Consider the following 23814-nt stretch of genomic DNA (forward strand, 5'->3'; position numbering starts at 1 on the left):
CGAAAATACTAATGATAATTCCGGTAATTAGACTAGGCTCAAAGCAAGCAAGGAGGCCTCAATGAGAAAGCTCGGTTTACTAGCAGGTTTTTTATTTGCAGCAGTTACCTATGCCGCGGATGGGATCCCGGAAGTGCAGATTCAGGATCAGGATGCCGATCAGAGTCTTTGCGTACAAAAAATAGTACAAAAATGCATTAGCAAGTGTGACAGTGCCGGTGATAAGGATTGCGTACAGCTTTGTAATGAAAATGCGAAAAACGAGTGCCGTCAGGCAGGTGAATAGAACCAAGCAACTAACCTGTTGGGCGCTTTCGCCCGACATTTCTGCGAAACCATCTTATTCCCTTGATTTTGGTAAAAAATGAAATGTCGGGCGAAAGCGCCCGACCTACGGAATCTTACACTCCACAAACACTGGTATTAATCCCAACTTCCCCCATAACCGCTCTAACCAGATTCGCATCTTTTCCAAGATCATTTGCAGCGTAGATCACACCACAGGCTGCTTGTGTAAAATCCGTATTGGCTGTCCAGTAATGACTATTTGCCTGGATCATCAAATGATAGGCGTCTCTGATTGGCATTTTCTGTGACAATAGGAAAAAAGCCTTGTTGAAAATACCGCTGGCGCTGTGAACAAGATAGCTTTGCCTTTCCATTGGATTAGGAAATTGTTTTTGAACCGATGCAAGTAATTCGGAATAGCTAATACGGCAACTGGCCCCATTTTGCATGGCAACCGATCGATCCAGACAATCCGCGGAACTTCCATCCTCGGAAGGATTATCCATAAATCTTAAAGCCTTACCGTAAGAATCACGCACCACTGTTTCTCCAATTCCCCAGGTTATCTCGCCGTTATTTGCATATACTCTGCTATATAATTGCGGATAAGTTTCGAGAAGATAAGCACGAGAAGCCTGTCCCGCCATGTCTGACATCGATTCATTCAAAGCACCTGATTCATCATGATATTCAAGCCCTGCATGCTGTTCCGTAAAGCCGTGGGTCACTTCATGACCTGCAATGTCCAGGGAAACTAAAGGATAAAACTCATCGCCGTCACCAAATGACATGGTTTCTCCATCCCAGAAGGCGTTATCATAACTTTTGCCAAAATGAACCCGCATAATTAAGGTCATCGGTCTGCCATCCACCTGCTGCAAGGCAGGCAGGCTGTACCAATTCTTATACATATCTACAATCATATGTCCAAAGTAGTACGCATCATTACGAGTCCCATAAGCACCATTAGTCCACTCTTCCTGATTATCGCCGCAAAGATATTGAAACGGACGCAGATTTCTATTATCCCAGTCCCATTTTGAATTTAGATCAACCAGACGCACCACACTATCATCCATAATGCAGCGTTCACCCTGTTGCGCCACTTCCAGGCCAGGCAATCCGTCTTTGCCATACCAATATTCCTGAACTTTGCTATTCCCTCCCGCGCCAGTATCGGTGTAATTCTTAAGATTATTCCATTGGCTGATGATATTGCCGCGATGAGCATCGATCAGATAGACTGGTTGAGCAGGCTGCTTCTCTATATTCAGAGTATTAAAACGGGTTAAGTAGACAAGTTGCGGTTCATTATTGTCGCTAATCCGAATCTGCAGCTCAATTTTTTCCTGCTGAATTTCAGCGCCTGGATTGGCACCAAGATATTCCTTTTTAGCCAGCTCGAGCGCATTGCTCCTACTGATGGAAGCTTGTACATCCAGCTCGATATCCTCAATAAGCTGGCCATTTACCTGTGCCTGCTGACCCATACGCACTGAAGAGGCATTGCTGCCGATAACGATGGCTTGCCCGCCAATAACCGGCAAACCCTTATAGTATTGCTGATACCGGCTTACGGTATTCTTTTTTTCAATGGATTCACTGATTATTTTAAGCTCATCAATCGAAGGTGAAGCGGCATTGACTGCCCGTTTATTTTTAAACTGCTTTTCCAGTTTAAACTGGCCCAGATTGGATAAAGGGGCGTGATGTAAGTTTATCACTTCGGCAGCGCTAACACCTAAGGGAATTGACAGCGAAGAAATAACAAGCAATCGTTTCAACATTGATAGCCCTATATGTACAAAAACACTACTTTATCAAATTCAGGTTAATGTGCAAATAAAATAGTAACTTCCCAGTTGTGGGTAAGTTTGATTTTAATTCAATCAAATCGTCTCAACGTCATCCTGAACGCAGTGAAGGATCTCTTGAATCTGGCTCAGTTCCAAGCAGTTTGAGATCCTTCGCTACGCTCAGGATGACGTACCTGAAGAGCTCATAAAATAATCAGTTTTTAAGTTTCAATTTTCCATTCATAACCACACCACGAATCGAGGTCTGATCGCAGCAATAAATCAGAGTGGATAGACGATTCTGTCGACTGGTTGATTCAAGCCGCGGGTGCTTATTATTAATAACCAGACAATCCAGAAATGAACCCTTACTTAGAAAATCATATCCCCATGCTCCTTTTGCAAGTTGACCTCCTTTAAGCACCTGGTTGAATAATATATTGCCGCTATTACCTGCTTTACCCAGGCAAATCAAATTTCGTTTTCTGGCTAGTAAACGTTGTCCATAATCAAGCCAGCGCAACTCTTCAAAAGGGGAAAGGCCAATATGGCTGTCTGTGCCAATTGAGAAACATCCCTGATGCTCAAGATAGGGAATTAAAGGGAAGTAACCATCTCCCAAATTGCCTTCCGTTGAAGGACAGAGGACGACATTCGCTCCACTTAAAGCGAGCTGTTCTACTTCATACGGCACAAGATGAGTAGCATGCACCAGATTATAATGCTGATTTACTGCAACCGAATTTAATAACCATTCAACAGGTCGTAATCCCAGCACTTGCATACATTGCTCAACTTCCCCCGTCTGCTCGGCAATGTGCATATGAACAGGAACAGTTTGGTCGATGGATTGACTGAGCTCAATAATTTGCTCAGGAGAAACAGCGCGAATGGAATGAATGCCTACTCCAATGTTCGCTCTCGAATAATGGCTGCAAGCGGCTTTTGAAGCCTCGTATAACTTCCAGTAATCATTCAGGCTTTTGGATATAAACCGTCTCTGCTCGGGCTTAGCCGGATTTTTTAAATCATATTGCTGGTATAAAACCGGAATCAGAGTAATTGCGATGCCTGCCTGCTGTGCGGCAGAGACGAGACGCTCTCCCATTTCCGCGAGATTTCCGTAAGGTTTTCCATCCTTATCATGATGAAGATAATGAAACTCCACCACCGCCGTATACCCTTGTTGGACTAAGTCTCGATAGAGCCGAAAAGCAACGTCTTCCATTTTATCAGGAGTCATTTCCAAAGCACTGCGATACATCGCCTCGCGCCAGGTCCAAAAATCATCGCTTTGAGCCTCTTTGGAAAGGAATTCGGCAGTTCCGGCCATTGAATATTGAAATGCATGGGAATGAGCGTTGACAAAACCTGGGATAGCCCAACCTTTTATTTCCTCCACCTTCATTGACTCATCAGCAATGGCCGAGGTTTTCAGGATTTTTCCCTCGCTATCGAGATAAACATAATGATTATCGAGCCAATCATTTCCATCATACAAGCTTTCAAACTTTAAGAGGCGCATTGTAATTCCCAGACAGCCAAACTGATTTATTAGACTGTGGAATCATCAATTAATCAATGATCTTTTGCAATTTCATTATCAGAATTGTTAGGCTACACTTGAAGTACAACACTATTGAGCTATGCCACGTACCTTGGGAGAAACTGCCATTAAGTTAAGAAATTTTGTCATATCAGCAAAATGTTGCATAAACGAAGATAGGAACACAAAAACCGTCTTTGCGAGCGTCAGCGAAGCAATCCAGCTCCTAACTTTGTTCTAGTTCAAGTTGGATTGCTTCACTTCGTTCGCAAAGACAAGGGTTTCTATTTATGCAACGATGCCTTGCGGGGATGACAGTTTAAATATACATAACCCCTTCACTTAATGGCAGTTCCCCTGCGGGAATGACGAGATACTTATGAACTTTCATGAGTTGTCTACAACGATTTTATTAATTTCCAGTCTTCTTCTGGCGGTGAGCTTTTACAATTTTATTCTGAAAAAATTCGTGAAAGAGATCAATCATCACAAACTCTTATTTACTTCCGGTGTTTTTATTTTTTTCAGTGTCCTGTTTGCATTTGAAAGTACGATTACCAGTTGGGTTAATCATAAGGACACTCAATATTTTATTAAAATCGTACTGGAGTGTTTGTGGTGGTTTTCTCTTTTTTTCATCGTCAATCAGATTATTCATATTTTCATCTGGAAACGATTATTAAGGCAGTCAGGCATATTAATTCCCAAAATTTTTAAAGACCTGGTTTCCCTGCTCTTTCTAATCCTCACCGTAGCGGCCATTGTCCATTTTGTGTTTGCTAAATCTGTTTTTGGTATTTTTACCGCATCAGGCGTTATGGCTATTATTCTCGGCTACTCCGCTCAAGCTACGTTAAGCGATGTCTTTGCCGGTATCGGACTGAATACAACCAAACAATTCAGTGAGGGCGACTGGATTGTGGTCTATGGCGAAATGCAAACCCTTACCGGGAAAATTATTGATGTGAATTGGCGCTTTGTTAATTTACTTAATATTGAAGGAAATATTTTATCGATTCCCAACTCGGTGATCTCCCAGTTATTCATTGAAAACCTGTCTCAACCGCATGGTATCAACAAGCAATCGCTGACCATCTCAATCAGTCAGCCCCTCTCACCGTCTCGATTTAAAAATATTCTGGTTGAAACTGCTCTGCAGTCTTCCAAAGTGCGTAATGAACCTAAACCGCATGCGGCACTCATCGAGTGCAACCAGGATACAAGCACCTATCATCTGGAATACTCCACCTCGGAAGTTAATCCCATCCTCATTAAAGATGAAATCTATTCAGCGCTCTGGTATCGCTGTCTTCGCGACAATATCCTGTTAACCGGTCATAAACTGCCGGAGAAACCTGTACTTACTCATGATGAAATCAGCCAGTTTTTACGGCAAATTGATTTATTTCATTTTTTGCAAGAGGAAGAAATTGAGCTTCTGACTCAGCATAGCCGCTATGGACTCTATGGCCCCCCTGAACGGCTGCTCATTGAGGGGGAACACAATCACTCCCTTTTTCTTGTGTATAGCGGCTCAGCCTCTCTTTATATTAATAGCCAGACTGAAAAACCCGTGTTTTTTGAAGCCTATGAAACAGGGGATTATTTTGGCGAAATATCAATGCTCACCGGAGCGCCTTGTCGAGGTTCTCTTTTTATAGATGAAGAAAGCATAATTATTGAAGTCACCCATGGCAATATCGCCAAGCTATTTAAGCAAAGACCCGAGCTCATGGAGAAAATGAGCGCGGTGGTTGTAAAAGGCGTCAAAGCTATAGAAAATCTGCGGCATGCCCAAATTCCGGTTGAAGGAACGGACAGGCACAGCCTGTTACAAAGTTTGCTGGCGCATGTGCGCTATTTTTTCAAACATTAGGTCCTGAAGGCGGGCGCTCCGTTAGTAACCATTCGTCATGAGGATCCGGTGCTTTCTCCTCCTGAAAAAAGCTGCAACAAAGCCGGTCAAAAAACGAGGGCTCGGATTTCGTCAAATATTCTCTTTTTCTTCTAAGCGCTTCCATGTCTTGTTTAGAAACCCGTTCGGGTGCATTTTCCGGTGGACATTTTGCATAGTCAAACACAAAAAAATCCGCTGAGCATTTCGAATTTTTGATTACAAAATCGAGGACTTGCTGAGCGCTTGGCTCAAAATAACCCCCAAGTGTAGCCGCTTCCACCTGGTGCATGGGATCATATTTAACCTCTCCTTTAAAATATCTGGCTAGCTCGTTCTTATCATAGATATAATTGATTGGTTTGCCTCGGAGACAGACGGGCTCATTAGCAAGCTCCCATAATAATGGGCACTCAAGCCATCGGCTCTCAATATTGAGAGCTTCAAGAATATGAGAGAGAATTACCAAAGTTGTAGCAGCATTGGGTTCAATCACCACCACACCAAGAGGAACCGTGGATAAATCATATAGCCTTTTTCCTTTATCACCCTGTAAATAAACAAAGCTCACGGCAAATCATCCTTTATCGTTTTCAGCGATTATAAAAGGAATGATTAATTCTAGTCAATTAGAAAAATATTGCTCCTTTTGTACTATATATTGAGCTATTGATAAAACTCAATGCTCTATGCCTCTATGTAACTCCCCAGCTACGTCATCCTGAACGAAGTGAAGGATCTCTAACTGCTTAGAGCTGAGCCAGATTCGGGAGATCCTTCACTCCGTTCAGGATGACGTGAGACGATTTGATTGAATTAAAATCAAACTTATTCACAACCTGGGGAGTTACCCTCTATTTGAAATGTTAAAATAACGATAAATTTGAGTGAAATCCTGGCCATTCATTAAAAACCTGCACTATATTTAGACAATATATTCCATCAATTAACAATCAATAAGGCAGACATGGCATCGCAGGCAATTTCTGGTGAAGTACAGGCACTTCAAGGTTTGCTGGTTCGTACGAATGAGAACGGACAATGCAAGATTCTTAAACAAGGCTCCCTCATTCATGCAGGTGACACGCTGGTTCTACTGGGAGGCGGCGATTCCCTGATTAAGTTATTGTTCCAGCCAGCTATTTCGCTCCTGCCCGATCAGGCGTACAGCTTTCAGCTTAAAGGGATTTCCCCGCTTATAAATAAAGTACCGGAAACGCCGCTTGAGCAATTGTTAAATCAAACCCAACTGAAAAATGCGGACATCATTAAACTGATTGAACAATTAGAAGAGCCTGCCGCAGGAGACTCGCCGCTGCAAAGCGGCGGCGCCAGCTTCTACATCGATAAGCCGCTATTTAGCGCAGGACATGTGGGTGCCGGCTATGATACCCGCTTTGCGGAAAATAGTTCGCTTTTCAATATTGAACAAAATAATGTGCTATGGCTAAAAGATCCCAAACCGGAAGCGGGTCTCAGCTTAAATGACTCTGAATTAACACTCGATGAATCCATCACGGTCAAAAATGGGGATAACAATGTCGGTCAGAGTGATCTGGTGGATCCCTTTGGTTTTGGCAAGCCTATAAGCATCGCAGAAGGGAATATTTTGTCCTCTAGCAGCTCTCAATTTAATCAGAATGCCAGTGCAATCACCACCAGTTATGCACTGGAACTGGGTGAGTCTCCATCTGATTTGAAGGCCAGTGATGGCAGCCCAATCCAGCTGGTTCTCGAGAATAATCTGGTGTTAGGTAAAAGCGGTAATACCGTTGTTTTTGCAATTGGAATTGATGAGGGCAGCGGCAAAATCACCGTGGTTCAATATCACGGCTTATATCACAATGATCCCAACTCGCCCGATGAGAGCCTGTCACTGGCGAATCTGGTCAAAGCCAGCCTGACTTTAACGGATACCTCTGGTGATGTATCCAAGGCCACGGTCGAGATTGGCAGCAAAATTCATTTTGAAGATGATGCCCCCATCATTCAGAATGTTCAGCAGGCAAGCCTTGTCGATACGACCATCGGCCATCAGGTCATTAATGGAACTGTTCAGGTTGATTTCGGCAGTGACCTGGCAAAGGATTTAACCTTTAGCAGTGATGCGCTCAGGATTTTACAGTCCAGTCAACTGACGTCTAATGGGGAAGCACTTGTCTATACCTTGAGTCGTGACGGCCATAGTATTACCGCTACAGTTAAGGGTACCGATATCACTGTTTTTAAACTCAGTCTGTCCGCAGTTATCCCTAACGCGGAACAAATCCGCATGCCTACCTATCAGTTCCAATTATTTCAGGCATTGGATCAACCCGCCAATAAAATCACCCTGGGGATCCCGATTAAAGCGATTGATGCGGATAATGACATATCGCAAGGGCAAATTCGTATCACGATTACCGACGGCCCCGATGCAGCAGGCGGCAGCTCCTCTCTTCTAAGCTCGATTGAAGGTGATCTGGATGCGAGTGCAGGCGCTTATCCAGTCAGCACTAATCACAAATTCACTATCGAAGCCGGTGTCGACCGTCTTCTGCCTCAAAGCTTAAATTTTGCCAATGGCTTTCTTGATGCCCTCCTTCAGGAGTTTAATCAGGAAGTCACCGCCGGCGGCCTGCCCCTGCACATCAGTACCACAGTGGTTAACGGCGTCATCACCCTCACTGCATTGGATAGCGCTAACGAAGTAGTTTTCCAGCTTAAATTAACTCCGGTTAATGTGGGCCAAAATATCCAGGTCACTGCGGAATTGATTCAGTATAAGCCGCTCGATCATCAGCTAAATGGCGATAGCAATGGAATCATCAGACAGAATGGCAGCAGCATCGATTTTGATCTTAAGTTACAGGCCAAAGACAGTGATGGCGATTCCCTGCAAAACCCGGTCAATCTGCATGTACAGATCAATGATGCCAATCCTCCGGTGCTCGGTGAAGACCAAATGGCATTCACTGAATCTACCGTACAACAAGTGCTCTTGGGCCAGGTTCCTCTTGATTTGGGAAGTGACAGCATTGCCACAATGGTTTTTGAAGACAGTGCCGAAATGCAAAGCTCACTTACAGGCTTAACCAGCGGCGGGTTTCAAACGTCTTATCAAATCAATGGCAATGAACTTAGCATAAGAATTAATGACCCGCAAAGCTTAAGCAATGGTCAGGAATTACTGAAAGTGGTATTAAATACCGATGGCAGCTACACGGCCACACTGAAAGGTCCTTTTGATCAGATTAATGACATTGCTGAATTGATCCTGACCGTGCGAGCCACCGATAAAGATGGCGATCCAAGTAATCTTGGAGTTATTCATTTAACGATACAGGATGCGCCAAGCCAAAATTTCCCCACCCAGGCATCCACCTCACTAGTTGAAGGAGACTTGGCGCCTGGCACTTATCCAGTGACAAGTCCGGTCGCTGAATTTACTCTGCAAAGCAGCGGTGATCGCCTTCTCCCTGAGACAATCCGCTTTGATCCAGCCACCATCAATGATTTGCTGTCTGAACTCAGTCAGGAAATTAAAGTCGATGGTCAGCCTCTGGATTTTATTGTTCAGAATAATCAGATAATCGGCTCACTGAATGGAGCTGCGATTGTAATCATCAGCTTGAGTGCCGATCAAAGCAATAATCACTATAACGTCGATGGTCATTTAACTATCACCTTAAATGGACCGATTGATCACAATCAAACTAATAATACCGGGCTCGTTCATTTAGCAGGCGATCAGATTAGTATTCAGGTAGGCGTACAGATTACCGATGCCGATGGCGACTCTCTGGCCAATCCTGCGCAAATTATAGCTAACGTTGCCGATGGCGCCCCACCCCAGCTGATTCATGTAGAAGATATTAGTCTGGCAGAACCTGTAAGCACTGGCGCCACTTCAAGTTCAGCACATATTTTAATCGATATCGGCTCTGATGCGATTAAATCACTTACTTTTAATTATACCAATGGCGAAAACAGCGGCCTCTTTTCCGGAACCCATCCTGTATTGCTTGAAATTAACAATGGCGTCCTTCATGGCTATTATATTGAAAACGGGATTGAGGTCAGTGTTTTTAATGCGACAATCTCGAATCAGGGAAATCAGGCTGTCGTCAACTTTGAATTATATAAACCCATTGACCACACCCAACCCGGGCAAGACAGCGTCACCCTGCCCATCAAAATTATCGCTGTGGATACTGATGGCGACAGCGCCACTGTATCCGTTCCTGTACATATTACCGATTCCGTCGCTAATCCTCAGGCAGTTACCGCGACTGTTACTGAGGGAGAGACTGTCCTGGGTAATCTTTCCTCCTCTTATCAGCTCAATGTGGAAGGCGGACGTCTCTACAGTTTCACCGTAAATGGTACAACTTATACGTTTGACCCTGCCCACAGCAGTTTTACTGTATCAACAGATAAAGGTTTATTAACTGTCAACAGTGATGGCAGCTGGAACCTGCAAAGCCTCGATGGACTCGATCATGATTTTATACAACAACTTCCTGTGTCCTACACCGTTATTGATGGCGATGGGGATTTCGCCAGCAATTCATTGCTTATTACTATCACCGATGGCAGCCCGACGACTGGAGGACAAAGTCTGGCGACTTCAGTAGTCGAAGGCGATCTCGCCCCAATGACTTATCCGGTTACTGCCATTAGCCCCACACTGACAGTGGTCAATAACGGTTCTGATCCTTTTGATTTAGGTACTTTCGCCATTCAGAATCCAGCCGCATTGGCAGCTGAATTACAAGCTGACCTGCAATTTTTTAATTCTGTCACCGGTCAGACCGAATCGCTGGTGGCCACAGTGGGTAGCGATAGCATTGTTCTTCGTTCCAGCAGTGGTGAACTGGTTCTGGAAATCAGACTGGTTCCCGTAATTCAGGTAAATCAGGATTTGTCATTGACTCAAACGATTACTATTTATCAGCCGCTTTCTCATTTGCTCTCAAATAACAGCGGCGTAGTGACTCTGGGTAATGATCAGATTCAGATCAATTACCAGGTACAGGTCGCTGATATAGACGGGGATTTACTGGTTAATCCGCTTAACCTGTCTGCCACTATCAGCGATGGGGTCAATCCAGTAATTGATAATGCCGCCACCATTGTGCAGGATGGTTCAAGTGTAAGTTCAGGCACTCTGGACGTTAATATCGGCAGCGACCCAATCGCCAGTATCCGTTTTGATGTCAATCAACCGGCCTTAGCCAACCTGACCAGCAATGGCCACAGCACCACCACAACGGTCAGTGATCACAGCATCAAAATCTTTGATAATAACCAGCAATTGCTGGCTGAAATTACCCTGAATAATAATGGCAGCTATTCCGTCCAGTTAAATGGCCCTCTGGATCAGGGAGTTAATAATATTTTGAGCCTCCCTTTAAATGTTACTGCGACAGATAAAGATGGCGACAGCGACAGTGCTGTTTTGCAAGTGTCCATTCAGGATGGCGCCAATCCGCAAGGCGGCCAGGTGATTAACCTCGCGGTGACTGAAGGTGATTTATCAGCCGTTAATGGTTATCCGGTCAGCGATATGAAAAGTTTCACGGTGACTGCCGGCAGCGATCGCCTTTTACCGCAATCCATTGAAATCGACAGCAGCATTATCAATACGATTATTAATGAACTGAACAGCGAATTGAAATCTGGCGGTCAGCCCATTAATTTCACCTACGATGCCAATACTCATACCATCACTGGCAGTATTGGAAGTCTGACTGTTCTCAGCTTATCAATCACTGCAAGCCAAAGCAGTAATGGACAGGATGTTGATGTGACCACTCAGTTTATCCAATATCAACCCCTTGATCATTTAACAACTGGCAATAACACTGGCTATGTACAGGTTAATGGCAATAGCTTAAGTATTAATACCCCTATCCAGCTTAGCGACAGTGACGGCGACAAACTGGCCGCGCCGATTAATCTGACTACCACAGTCACTGACGGCGTTCTGCCGGTACTTTCTTATACTGGCGATATCGTGCTCACAGAACCTGTAAGCAGCACAGTGACCACAGGAACTACCACCCTGCTGGTGGATATCGGCTCAGATAGCATTAAAACTCTGGCTTTCAATTACATCAATGGTGAAAACAGCGGCCTGCTTTCCGGCGGACATCCAGTTTTACTTGAAGTGAACAATGGTGTGCTTCAGGGATATTATCTGGAAAACAACGTAAAGGTTTCCGTTTTTAATGCCACGCTTGGCAATCAGGGCGATGTCAGTTTTCAAATGTTGAAGCCCATTGATCATTCACAACCGGGTCAGGACAGCATCACCCTCCCTGTTCGAATTATTGCCGTGGACAGTGATGGCGATAGCACAACGCTCTCAATTCCAGTTCGAATTACTGACACCGTAGCTCATCCCCAGGCAGTCACTGCAACAGTCATTGAAGGGGATACTGTCCTCGGTAATCTTTCCTCTTCCTATCAGCTGAATGCGGAAGGCGGGCGCTTATACAGCTTCACTGTAAATGGAACCCAATATACTTTTGATGCCACTCATAGCAGTTATTCAGTTAGTACCGCAAAAGGCTTGCTGACAGTGAACAGTGACGGAAGCTGGAGCCTGCAGAGTGCTGATGGCCTTGATCATGATTTTGTCCAGCAATTGCCGATTATCTATACCGTTATCGACGGGGATGGTGACTTTGCCAGTAATTCACTGGTTATTAACATTACGGACGGCAGCCCGTCCAGCGGCGGGCAAACATTGGCCTCTGCGGTAGGTGAAGGTGATCTCTCGCCGCTCACTTATCCCGTCACTGTGATTAGCCCCACATTAACTGTAGTCAACAATGGCTCAGATCCCTTTGACTTAAGTACTTTCGCTATTCAGAATCCTGCCGCACTGGCAGCGGAACTACAGGCCGAAATTCAATATTTTAATCCCCTGACTGGCCAAACTGAAGCCGTTGTCGCCACTGTCAGCAATAACAGTATTGTGCTTCGTTCAACAAGCGGCGAGTTGGTTTTGGAAGTGAAATTAACACCCGCTATTCTGGCTAATCAGGATTTATCAATCAGTCAGATGATTACGCTGTATCAGCCTCTATCCCATATCACAGTCAATACTACTGGCGCAGTTGCGAATAGCCTTGATCAGATTCGCATTAACTATCAGGTGCAGATAGCCGATATTGATGGTGATTTACTGGTCAATCCAGTGAATGTGTCTGCTACCGTCTCCGATGGCGCTAATCCGATTATCAATGATGCCAACACCGTGGTTGTCGATGGTTCCAGTGTCAGTTCGGGAGTGATGGATTTTAATATCGGCAGCGATCCAATATCCAGTATCCGTTTCGCTACTAATCAACCCGCTTTAGCCAACCTGACTAGCAACGGATTAAGTACAACCACCAATGTCAGCTCGAACGCCATCAAGATAATGGATTCCAATCAGCAAATAATTGCTGAAATTATTTTAAATAATAACGGCAGCTATTCCGTTACTTTAAGTGGTCCTTTCGATCAGGCAGTCAATAATGTATTGAATATTCCTTTAAATGTCATTGCACAGGATAAAGACGGTGACCAGGATACTGCTATTCTTCGTGTTTCAATTAATGATGGCGCAAATCCGCAAGGCGGAAATGTGGTTAACCTCGCCGTGGTTGAAGGCAGTTTATCAGTAGCCAATGGCTATCCAGTCAGTGATGTTAAATCATTTACGATTACCGCAGGCAGTGATCGCCTGTTGCCGCAATCCATTCAGATTGACAGTACAGTTATCAATACCATTCTCAGTGAACTGGGCAGTGAATTAAAATCCAACGGCCAGACCATCACCTTTACCTACGACAGCAATACCCACGCCATTACCGGCAAGATTGGCAGCGATATTGTACTGACATTAACCGTCAACGCCACACAAAGCGGCAATGGTAAAGATGTGAATGTCACTACCACTTTTATTCAATACCAGCCACTGGATCATCTGCAAACAGGCAATGCGACCGGCTATGTAAGCATTAATGGCAGCACAATCACTATCAATACCCCTGTTCAAATCAGCGATAGCGATGGCGATAAACTGGTCGCTCCAGTTAATCTGACGACCACAGTCACTGATGGTCTTTTACCAGTGATTAATCCAATCCCTGCGATTACGGTTAAGGAAAGCGATATCAATGCCAGCACCGGCAACCATGCCGGCTCCACTGCTGCTTCAACCGGCGAAGCTGCAACCGGCAGCCTCTCTGTGCAAACAGGCAGCGATAAAGTAGTTAGCTATAGTATCGATGTGCAGGCCTTCAACTCAGGGGTTGATGGGCAATGGAAATCGGGCGGTGTTCCTATTGTACTGTCTTATGACGCGGTGAACGATATTTATCGCGGTACTGCCAATGGAGTGAGTAAATTTACTCTAAAAATGAATGCCTCCGGAACCTATACCTTTACTTTAACAGGTTCAATCGATCATCCTGTTGAGGCAGGTAAAAATAATCTGGATGTTATCTTCTCCGTCGTTGCCAAAGATGCTGACGGTGATATCAGTGCGGTCGCCAAACTACCGGTCACAGTACAGGATGACATTCCCGATGCAGTAAATACCTCGTTTTCTGCGATTACTGAAGGTGCAACTACTACAACAGTCGATTTATTGCCAACGGCTCGCGAAGGAGCTGACACAGGTAAAATCGTGTCCGTTTGGGATGGAAATACCCAGTACAATATTACCGGAACTGGCGATAATCAGATTACTCTGCATAACGATGCCAACGGCCAGGTTATTGGTGTTCTGCACGTTTTCGCCGATGGCCGCGTCTTTTTTGTGAGCAGTGCATCTATCGATCATGATGGTCTCAACCTGGTGAAGAATGTGCGCTTTGACGTACGGGATTTTGATGGTGATATCGATAATGCCAATATCACACTCACCATTAATGATAAAGCAGCAAGTATTGTCATCGCTGCTGCATCCGGCGTGGAAGATGTGGGACGTGACAGCAATGAAGTACTGGTGAATCCACAGGGCGGCATCCCCATCAATATGACCATTAATATAGGCGATTTTGATAATAATGAAAGTATTGGCAAAGTGCTTATTCAAGCGCCCGCAACCAGTTATGGTGATTTTTATTACAATGGTGTCCTGTTAACCACGGTCGTTGAGAGTGGTGTGACCTATTACGTGATTCCCCCGCAAGCCTTTAGCAGCACAGATCAGATCACTTACACGCTAAACGGCCTGACCTTTGTGCCTCGTGCGGATTTTTCAAGCTACACCGCCAATTTAAGCTTCAGCGTCAGAGCCACCGTAGACTATCAGGTGAATGGCAACACCCTTTCTAAAGCAGCCGTCACTGGAACTTTGAACATTGATGTGAAAGGGATCGCGGACGTCCCGGTCTGGGATCTGGCACAAACCACCCAGCATTCAGTCGGCACCGAGGATGCCGCTAATATCCCGCTGCAAATAAAGGCTGCTTTACAGGATACCGATGGCTCAGAAACCATCGATTATTATCTGGTTAAAATTACTTCAGGTAATGCCAGCCTGATTGGAACAGGCTTAACACCGGATGCGAATGGTTACTATAAGGTCAGCCCCGCCAATCTGGCCAGTCTGCAGATCGATCCGGCCACAGATTACAGCGGTATGGTCAAAGTTTCAGCGATTGCCGTAAGCAAGGAGAGTGCTAACTTCTTAAGCGGATTTCAATATGCTCAGTCTCAGCCGATTGAAGTAACCATTGATGTCAAACCCGTTGCGGATAATATTCAGTTAAATATCAATAAACCTTATGTGGTTTCCAATGAAGATGCCCCAATCAATCTGGGTAGTTTCATCAATGTGAGCAAAGCCGCTGATAATAGCGATCTGTCAGAAAATTCCTTTGTTCGCATTTCCAATCTTCCTGATGGCGCTTATTTTTCAATCAACGGAACGACCTTGAATGTGGCAGGACTAAGCGCCGGCGTGCACAATTTATCGATTACTTATACCGACAACCAGGGACAAAGCCATACGGTTCAGTATCAATATTACAAAGATGCCGTTGACAGCAGCAAAAACTATTATCAGTTTAATAATATCGATTTTCCCGATGTTCGCCTGCATCCTGTGCCTGAAAGTAACGTCGATTTCACAATTAAGGTGCAAGCGGTGGTTATTGACCAGGCCACTTTAAGTACGGGTGTGGAAACTGATACCAGGATTACCAGCGCACAGGATATTTTGATTAACCTCAAAGGAGTATCAGACGCTCCTGTCTTTGATGTGAGCAATACTTCATGGTCAGCAATCAGTAATGGTGTAGAAACCACCATTCCTGAAGATGGCCAGGCCCGGCTTGACTTTAAACTGCTTTCAGGAGAAAAAGCACTGGCTCCCACCGATACTTCAGAAACCATCACCATGGTGATTTCCAACCTCCCAGCAGGGGCTCAATTGCTGGATAGTAATGGAAATACCATAACTCTGACCTATGTAGGTCTGGATGCTAACGGTCAACCCAAATATGAAATAAATCTTTCCACACTGAGTGATTTAATAGTCATTCCGCCGCCAAACAGCACAGCGGATATGAGTCTGAATGCCCATATTGTGGTCACAGAAAACGATGGTAATTATCTCGTTACAGATAAACAAATCGTGATTCATGTGACACCGGTTATCGATGCCGGCGACTATGCGAGGAGTTCTGCCGGAGTGGAAGACGGCTTGACTACCGTGAACTGGCGCCCGCCTGCCTTTACTGATAGTCAGGAATTTATTTCAGGCCTTCGTATTGAAAATATTCCTTCAGGGGCGCAATTATTTATCAATGGTGTGGCTATTACCACGCTGGGTGATTCTTCAGTCACCTTAACAACAGCTCAATTGAATAGTTTGCTGCAGGGCCAATCCCTGCAAATACGAGCGGCTGAAGATTCGGATATGGATGTTAATCTTAAGGCCATTACCTCAGTCAGCCAGCAGGATGTCAATGGCAGTCCAACCGTTACTAAAGATATCGTGGGTGATCTTCATATTGATCTGCAGGCAGTGGTTGAGCCTGACGCGACACTGAACGTGCTCACCAATAATAACGTTCCAGTCAACAATATCAATGCTTTAAACGGCACCACGGTTAATTTATCCACTAATGCGTCCTCTCAGGGCCACTTAAACTTCCAGGATCTGGATCCCTCCAGTGCAGAAGTGATTCAAACGGTGGTAATCACTGGGTTGGGAAATCAATTTGTAGTCACTGGCGGAATTTACGATGGAGTAGGCAACTGGATAGTACCGGCCTCTGCTCTGGATAACCTGCAGATTACTTCCAAATTTGGCTACAACGGCTCAATTAATGTCACTTTCCATGCCCAGGTACGTGACCTGGGCGATAATAATGAGCAGGATATTAGTAATCCCGCCTTTCGCTCAACCACAGTGACCATGAATTTCACTGGCAGTGGGGGCGGACCTGGTGATCCACCTGTGGAAGCAGGCACTATTACCATTACCCCTGCAACGATTCACACTCAGGAAGATATACCTCAGTCTATCAGCAGTCAGCTTGCCTCCATGCTGTCATTGAGTAATGGCACTAGTGACGACGTCTACGCTCTGTTGATTCAAGGGCCTCTTCCCCAGGGATTTGTGCTCTCAGGAAGCGGAGTTATCTATGATTTCGTCAATGATCGCTATGTAATCCAGGTGAGTGCTGACTCTTTGGGTAACCTGAGCGTCGGAGAAGTTATCTTGCAAACGCCGGTTGACTATTCAGGCAGCCTGCCCTTTTCTTTAAATTGGGCCGCCGCGAACATGGCCAGTGGGGATAGCAATACGGGCAGCAGTTTTGTCTCAGCCCCCCTTGATGTCGCCCCAGTGGTTGACGTACCGGCCAATCCGGCAGTGACTGATCCCAATCACACACCCGCCGTCAGTTTACAGGTGGTTCAGACTGAAGGTTTGAATAGCGATAAGCAACCGGTGTCTGATGGCTCTGATGTGACTATTCCCAATGCGGCTTTCGAAGATGGGCTGGTTATTTTGCGGCTTAATGTGGCATCAGCGGATATTGACAGCAGCGAGCAGATTAATTCAGTTCAATTAAAAGTTGACCCTGCCAAAGGCTATTTTGTCGATAGCAATGGTTTGGCTTTACCAGTAGACGGCAATGGCTTTGTTACTGTCACTGTAAGCGATTTAAATCATCTGCAATTTAAACCGGTTAATGATTTCAGCGGCCAGGTCAGCGTCACAGCAGTTGTCAATTTGGTTGACAATGCACTCAATAGCCAGGGTCAGACAGTGACCGACAGCGCCAGTTACACCAAGGTGATGAATTTCGACGTTTTGCCAGTTAATGATCCGGTACATTTTGGCGGTCAGTTTAATTTCAGCGGCAATGAAGATGTGGTCGGAGGCATTCCCTTATCAGGAATGACCGTCAATACAACAGATACCGATGGATCTGAAAAAATTGTCTCTCTGGTCATTCGAGGTGTACCGGATGACTTTCTGATTAGCTCGGCTCAAAACATGGGCAATGGTGACTGGAAAATAACGGTCAATGCCGCCAGTTTTGACTTGTCCAGCATCAAAGTCATCGCTCCCGAGAACTTCAGCGGCAGCCTGGATCTGGAAGTTGTAGCCTTTACAAAAGAAGCGCTCGCCGCCCTGCCTGGTTCTGGCGGAAGTCATAGTATTCATCTCGATATTAACCCGGTCAGTGATCCGGTTGACATTATTGGCGCTGGAGCGGCCAGTACTGCCAGCGGTATTGAAAATGGGCAAATTAGTATCAATCTTAACTTTCAGGCTCGGGATAATGTAGACAGTTATAACGGCTCTGCGACCAATGTACAGGAGAATGGTCCGGAATCCTTACTCATCACCGTAAAAGGCGTACCCACTGGCTCAGAAATCCAGCTGCCAGCAGGAGTTAACGGCACACTGGAAAGCAAAGTCTATGACAATTCCAGCGGCGAATGGATCTGGACTTTTAAAGTCAATGCCTCAAATCTTGGCAGCATCATTTTCCTGCCTGGTGATTTTAACGGGAATGCAGAATTAACAATACAGGCACAAACCGTAGATAACCAGGCGGCTCCAGGAGCAGTTCGTGAAGTAAACGTAGCAGTGGATATTACCGCTGTTAATGATGCACCGGTTAATATCCATCCCGCATCATTTGACGCCCTGGAAGATCAAAGCGTCCTGCTTAACAATATTCAGATTAGTGATGTCGATGCGCGTGAAGCGAATGGCAATATGACCGTTACCCTCTCCGTTGAACATGGAATACTTACACTGACTGGCTCTTTAAGCGGTATTATGCTCACCGGCAACGGCAGCAATACAGTCACACTTGTTGGCCAACTGGATGCGATTAATCAGGCACTCAACGGAAACCTGCATTATCAAAGCAATTTAAACTATAACGGCTCAGACTCACTAGTCATTAATACCAATGACAATGGCAACTCCGGAGGACCTGCGCTTTCAGCAGTATCTACAGTGCCGATTAATATCGCAGCAGTTAATGATGCCCCAGTTAATATCACCCCCGCGATTCCTCTCGAGGCAGCAGAAGATCAGGTTCTGACTATCAATACCTTGAGAGTAAGCGATGTGGATGCCGGCTCAGGCGCGATAACTATCACTCTCAGTGTTGAACATGGTTTACTCAGTTTGGCTGGTAGTGCCGGCGGGGTTACTGTATCAGGTGAATTCACTAATCATCTGGTTTTAACAGGAAGCGTCAATGATCTGAATACCCTCCTTACCACAGGAGTTCAATATCAGGGTCTGGCCAATTATTTCGGGCCTGATGCCCTGACTATGACCAGTAATGATCTGGGTAATACCGGCGGTCCGGCACTAAGCGATACCGATATTGTAGATATTGTGGTCGCCGCACGAGCAGACAATCCGGAAATGACTATCCTCTATCATTCAGTAGTAGCAGCACTTGCCGTGCTTATTCCCTTAAATATTCAGGCAGAAGTTGTGAATCCTGCAGCCAATGAATTGAGGGTGCGCCTGGATGGCTTAGGCGATGCGATTCCCGTTGATGAAAACGGCAATCCTCTGGGTCAAATGCTGGCTCAAGGCTCCTGGGAAATTTCAGCCGGTCATTTGCAGCAATTACATCTGCAGAATGTAAGCGAAGGCGAACATACAATCACCGTAACCGCTATTTCGGATGTCGGCGATAATAACCCGCAGGAATCGGCTTCGCAGACTATTGATCTTAATGTGGTTAATTCAAGCCTCAATGATCTTCAGAATACTCAGGATGATCACAGCAATACGCATCTGGTCGGCTCTGAGCTGGAAGACGTCTTGCGAGGGGTCTTTGGCGATGACATGCTGGATGGAAAAGGCGGTAATGATCTATTAATAGGCGGTGATGGTAATGATATCCTCATCGGCGGTAAGGGCAATGATACACTCACTGGCGGCGCGGGCCATGATATCTTCCTCTGGCAGGCCAATGATCATGGGGTTGAAGGCAGTCCGGAACGTGATGTCATTACTGATTTTAATCCTCAGGAAGACAAGCTCGATTTATCACAATTACTCAGCGGTGAAAATGAGTCCAACCTGTCGCATTATCTTCACTTTGCCTATGATGCTGATTCAGACACCACTACTTTGTCGATTAGCTCACAGGGTCATTTTGATGGTACAGAAGTGACACCTTTGGACGTAACGGCCAAAACTGATCAGGAAATTGTGATTAACGGCGACCTGGTCGGACCTGCAACAACTCAGGCCGAGATTATTAATACCTTGTTTGCCGCCCAGCAAATTGTTGTGGATGTTTAGTGTCGTGCGCCTGGCATTTATTCTTCACAATCCTTACTGTCATTAAGTTAATGATAAATTGTATACATAACTGTCCTCCCCGCGAAGGCGGGGATCCATCTCTGAGCTCGCTATAATGCCGACTGAGGAATGGATTCCCGCCTTCGCGGGAATGACAAAATTCCCGTAACTTAATGGCAGTGGTACTTACAAAGCTCAATACACAGCCCGAGTGAACGCTTCCCTCTCGAAAGCCCCTATCAAGACACCCGATGAAACTGCAGGCTAACTTCAGCAGTCATCCCCGGCCCTACTGTCAATGTACCCTGAGCATCACCGCTATTTTCAGAGAAATTACCATCCATGCTGCCATATTCTGTATTAAAGGTTGCTACCCCATTGATACAGGTTCCGGTAAATTGATTCACCGTATGTTTAGGGCAAAAAAAGCTTCCGGAATCCTTATCCGCAACCACTTCAATATTAAAATGTTGTCCGCCATCAGCGCTTGTGATTGTGCCGGAACCATGATATTTACATTCGCCAATAAACCAGTTGGTCGCTTTTCCTGAGCCTGCCCATTGTCCAGCAATCAGCTGGCAGGCATCATTATCGGAGGAGTACAAAGTGAAATCGGCATGCGCCATGTTTGAAAAAGAAAAAGCTGCAGCTATAAATCCTGTTAATACATAATGTTTCATTTTCTGCCTTGAAAAAACTGACTTGTCAAGGCGATGATTATTACTCTATCGACCCGCTAATGCAATCAAAAATTGGGGGGGCCCTAAGGCCCCGGGAGAAAATTAATCGGCTGCTACATAGCGGCCATTTTCAATGTGATAGGCATGACCGTCTCTATAGACCACGCCTTTTTTCTGGAAAATCACCCTATCCGTTGCAGAAGCAACTCCGCCCACTACAACGCGAGTTCCTTTAACCACCACAGTACCTGATTTTTGAACTACAGTTCCGGTAGTGGATACCACTCTTGCGCCTGTTCCCATAACCGCGCTTCCTGTTTCATTCAGCGCATTCTGAGTACCGCAGCCTGTAAGCACAATAGACGCAGCTCCTGCCAGTGCGAAAATAACTTTTTTCATAGTTCCCTCCATTTTTTCCTTTTTATTTACTGCACCTAATCAAATATAGTACAAAAATCGAGATTGGATCCGGGCCGGGTTATTCCCTAAACTTAATATTATGAAAAAACTTTATACTATTGGACATTCCACTCACCCTCTTGAGGAGTTCATCGACATTCTTCACTACTTTGGCATTAAGCATGTGGTGGATATCCGCACGGTTCCACGCTCACGCCATGTACCCTGGTTCAATAAGGACAGCTTTGCAAATGCATTAAAAAAAGAAAATATTGCTTATAATCATCTCGATAAACTGGGCGGCCTGCGTAAAACATCCGCTTCATCCATTAATACCGGGTGGCATAATGCCAGTTTCAGAGGCTTTGCGGATTACATGCAGACCGCATCCTTTTTTGAAGGATTAAAAGAACTGCATACATTCATTCATTCTGATTATGGAACGGTGATTATGTGTGCTGAAGCGCTTCCATGGCGTTGCCACCGCTCACTTATCGGCGATGCCGAGCTTGTCAGGCATACTGAAGTTCTGAATATTTTTAATAAGGGAGAAGTAAAGCCGCATAAGCTGACCTCCTTTGCAGTAGTGAATAAACACAGCCGTCCTTATAAAGTTTTTTATCCCAAGCCAGTTGACTAAACAGAAGGCTCCTAGTCAAATAATCATTTCTGGTTAATCGAATATCTGCCCTGTGGACTCTACTCAACGTTCTTTATTGTCTTCTTTAGTTGCCTTAGGCCTTTTCCTTGCTACTTTGGGTAAAATTGAAAATATAAAGCTGGCTATTTTGGTACATCTCTTTATTTTCTTACTTGGAGGTCTTATTGTTTATGCCCTCTGCCTGTTTGATTTTTCGAGAAAGGCTTTTGCAAAGACTGGCAGCCTTCTTGGCAAGTCAGCAGCCATTCCTGAGTACCAATTATTGGGGGTGAGCGCAGTCCTGTTATTTTCAACTTGCTATTTTTTGTCGGGATCATTATTTAATCATCTCCCGGTAGAGATGGATTCTATGGCGCAATACGCAGGCGCAAAAATATTTTTAAGCGGTCATTGGACCTTGGCCAGTCATCCTCTGCGCGAATTTTTTGATACCCCCTGGTTTATCAATGATGGAAGGTTTTATACCTTCTACCCTCCCGGACATATGCTTCTGCTAGCCTTAGGTCATTTCTTTAATCAGCCGGCAATCATTAATCCACTCATAGCAGCTACTACATTGATTGCCAGTTACTATCTCGCCAAAGAGATTGGAGGAGGCTTTGCCGCCCGAATCTGTCTTTTTTTATTTATGGTTTCGCCTTTTATTGTTTTTCTTTCCTCTGAATTTGATAATCGGTCAACAGCACTTTTGGCCGCCACATTATTTGCCTTATTTTATATCCGGACAATCAAAACAAACGATGTGAGAAATGCAATTTTTGCGGGGCTTTCTTTGGGATATTATCTCATCACCCGCCCGCAATCGGCCCTTTTTTTCAGTCTGCCTTTTTTTGTTTACAGTCTCTGGATTCTGCTGTTTCAATTCAGGAAATATTTCAAATCGTTTGCCATGATGGGTCTGATTATTATGGCTTTTATGTTCTTTTTTCTGTATTACAATCAACAAACGACAGGGTCATATTTTCTAACTGGCTATCAGAAATATTTTGGAAAGCAGGTGGTGCCTGGAGAAGAATTATTGACGAATGACAGTTTTAATAACTTGAAAGCTCAAATTATCCGCGTGGTTGATTATATGCAGTTACTCCATAGACAGTTATTTGGCTGGCCAATTTCGTCGCTATTATTCGCATTTCTTCTCTTTTTTTTAGGCCTGGACAAGCCCTGGTGTCGATTGCTGGCGATGAGTTTTTTCAGCATCTATTTCAGTTTAATCCTTTCCGAATATACCTATGATATTTTCGGCCCCCGTTATTTATATGAAACTGCCAGTATTGTGATTATCCTTAACGCAATTTTTCTAAGTCGAATACCGGCCTTTTTCCGAAAACGGTTGCGGGTGAAATTATCGCTGAATGAATGGCGGGGAATTATTGCCCTGCTGCTTTGTTTTATGACCCTGACTGCTTCGTTTACGATTATTCCAGCCCGCTATCATCTGTATTCAGATAACTACCGTCAAAGCAATAAACAGCTTCTGCAAACAATTGATAAGAATACTGCCAAACCTGCGGTCGTTTTACTCAGTGAAGAGAATGATCGTCTGGCCACGATTTTTATGCAGCCCTGGTTTGATTCAAATCCAGTGATTGTGGCTAAGGACAGGAGAAGCGAAAATTACAGGATCATTCAATATTATCCAGAACGTAGTGTGTATGTATTAGATAAGAGCAAGCTTAGGCGCATTCAATGATCCTGCGTATCCGCCGTAGGTCGGGCGCTTCGCCCATAGCCGTCAGGCTAAGAAGTAATGTTATCCCCT

10 protein-coding genes are annotated in these 23814 nt (G+C 44.9%); 5 read left to right on the forward strand and 5 right to left on the reverse strand.

Annotated elements, in window-relative coordinates; all coding sequences use genetic code 11:
- Window positions 1–61 precede the first annotated feature (61 nt).
- Window positions 62–286, forward strand: coding sequence for a hypothetical protein (locus B1207_RS00570; protein WP_112218058.1), 225 nt, complete (start codon window positions 62–64; stop codon window positions 284–286).
- Window positions 287–401: 115 nt separating this feature from the next.
- Here B1207_RS00570 and B1207_RS00575 read toward each other — a convergent pair whose 3' ends face one another.
- Complete coding sequence (locus B1207_RS00575) at window positions 402–2075, reverse strand: M4 family metallopeptidase (RefSeq protein ID WP_112218059.1); 1674 nt, start codon at window positions 2073–2075, stop codon at window positions 402–404.
- A 223-nt stretch (window positions 2076–2298) separates the two neighbouring features.
- Window positions 2299–3609 (reverse strand): formimidoylglutamate deiminase, encoded by a 1311-nt coding sequence (gene hutF / locus B1207_RS00580; RefSeq protein WP_112218060.1) that lies wholly within the window; start codon window positions 3607–3609, stop codon window positions 2299–2301.
- A 400-nt stretch (window positions 3610–4009) separates the two neighbouring features.
- Between hutF and B1207_RS00585 the strand changes: the two genes are divergently transcribed.
- Window positions 4010–5506: a mechanosensitive ion channel domain-containing protein gene (locus tag B1207_RS00585; protein WP_112218061.1), complete on the forward strand. Its 1497-nt coding sequence runs from the start codon at window positions 4010–4012 to the stop codon at window positions 5504–5506.
- Here the strand turns inward: B1207_RS00585 and B1207_RS00590 are convergent.
- Window positions 5496–6095, reverse strand: coding sequence for a hypothetical protein (locus tag B1207_RS00590; protein WP_112218062.1), 600 nt, complete (start codon window positions 6093–6095; stop codon window positions 5496–5498). The genes B1207_RS00585 and B1207_RS00590 overlap by 11 nt on opposite strands.
- A 396-nt stretch (window positions 6096–6491) precedes the next feature.
- On the opposite strand from B1207_RS00590, the gene B1207_RS00595 reads away from it, so the two are divergent.
- The gene (locus B1207_RS00595; protein WP_112218063.1) at window positions 6492–20312 is read left to right on the forward strand and encodes a T1SS-143 repeat domain-containing protein; all 13821 of its coding nucleotides are present in this window, start codon (window positions 6492–6494) and stop codon (window positions 20310–20312) included.
- Window positions 20313–20551: 239 nt separating this feature from the next.
- On the opposite strand, the gene B1207_RS00600 is transcribed toward B1207_RS00595, so the two are convergent.
- Both B1207_RS00600 and B1207_RS00605 read right to left on the reverse strand, forming a co-directional pair.
- On the reverse strand, window positions 20552–20992 hold the full coding sequence (locus B1207_RS00600; RefSeq protein ID WP_112218064.1) for a hypothetical protein: 441 nt from the start codon (window positions 20990–20992) through the stop codon (window positions 20552–20554).
- A gap of 102 nt (window positions 20993–21094) precedes the next feature.
- On the reverse strand, window positions 21095–21391 hold the full coding sequence (locus tag B1207_RS00605; protein WP_112218065.1) for a hypothetical protein: 297 nt from the start codon (window positions 21389–21391) through the stop codon (window positions 21095–21097).
- Between the two features lie 100 nt (window positions 21392–21491).
- Here B1207_RS00605 and B1207_RS00610 point away from each other — a divergent pair, with 100 nt between their 5' ends.
- The gene (locus B1207_RS00610) at window positions 21492–22031 is read left to right on the forward strand and encodes a DUF488 domain-containing protein (RefSeq protein WP_112218066.1); all 540 of its coding nucleotides are present in this window, start codon (window positions 21492–21494) and stop codon (window positions 22029–22031) included.
- A 52-nt stretch (window positions 22032–22083) separates the two neighbouring features.
- Window positions 22084–23745, forward strand: coding sequence for a glycosyltransferase family 39 protein (locus B1207_RS00615; protein WP_146739991.1), 1662 nt, complete (start codon window positions 22084–22086; stop codon window positions 23743–23745).
- Window positions 23746–23814 lie beyond the last annotated feature (69 nt).

Origin of the sequence: Legionella quinlivanii (assembly GCF_003265995.1) — a bacterium.
In the GTDB taxonomy this organism is placed as follows: domain Bacteria; phylum Pseudomonadota; class Gammaproteobacteria; order Legionellales; family Legionellaceae; genus Legionella_C; species Legionella_C quinlivanii_A.

What these genes read in the sequence shown, in the direction of transcription:
- hutF (WP_112218060.1), bottom strand. Translation starts at nt 3,609, where the DNA reads ATGCGCCTCTTAAAGTTTGAAAGCTTGTATGATGGAAATGATTGGCTC.
- B1207_RS00585 (WP_112218061.1), top strand. Translation starts at nt 4,010, where the DNA reads ATGAACTTTCATGAGTTGTCTACAACGATTTTATTAATTTCCAGTCTT.
- B1207_RS00595 (WP_112218063.1), top strand. Translation starts at nt 6,492, where the DNA reads ATGGCATCGCAGGCAATTTCTGGTGAAGTACAGGCACTTCAAGGTTTG.
- B1207_RS00570 (WP_112218058.1), top strand. Translation starts at nt 62, where the DNA reads ATGAGAAAGCTCGGTTTACTAGCAGGTTTTTTATTTGCAGCAGTTACC.
- B1207_RS00575 (WP_112218059.1), bottom strand. Translation starts at nt 2,075, where the DNA reads ATGTTGAAACGATTGCTTGTTATTTCTTCGCTGTCAATTCCCTTAGGT.
- B1207_RS00610 (WP_112218066.1), top strand. Translation starts at nt 21,492, where the DNA reads ATGAAAAAACTTTATACTATTGGACATTCCACTCACCCTCTTGAGGAG.
- B1207_RS00600 (WP_112218064.1), bottom strand. Translation starts at nt 20,992, where the DNA reads ATGAAACATTATGTATTAACAGGATTTATAGCTGCAGCTTTTTCTTTT.
- B1207_RS00605 (WP_112218065.1), bottom strand. Translation starts at nt 21,391, where the DNA reads ATGAAAAAAGTTATTTTCGCACTGGCAGGAGCTGCGTCTATTGTGCTT.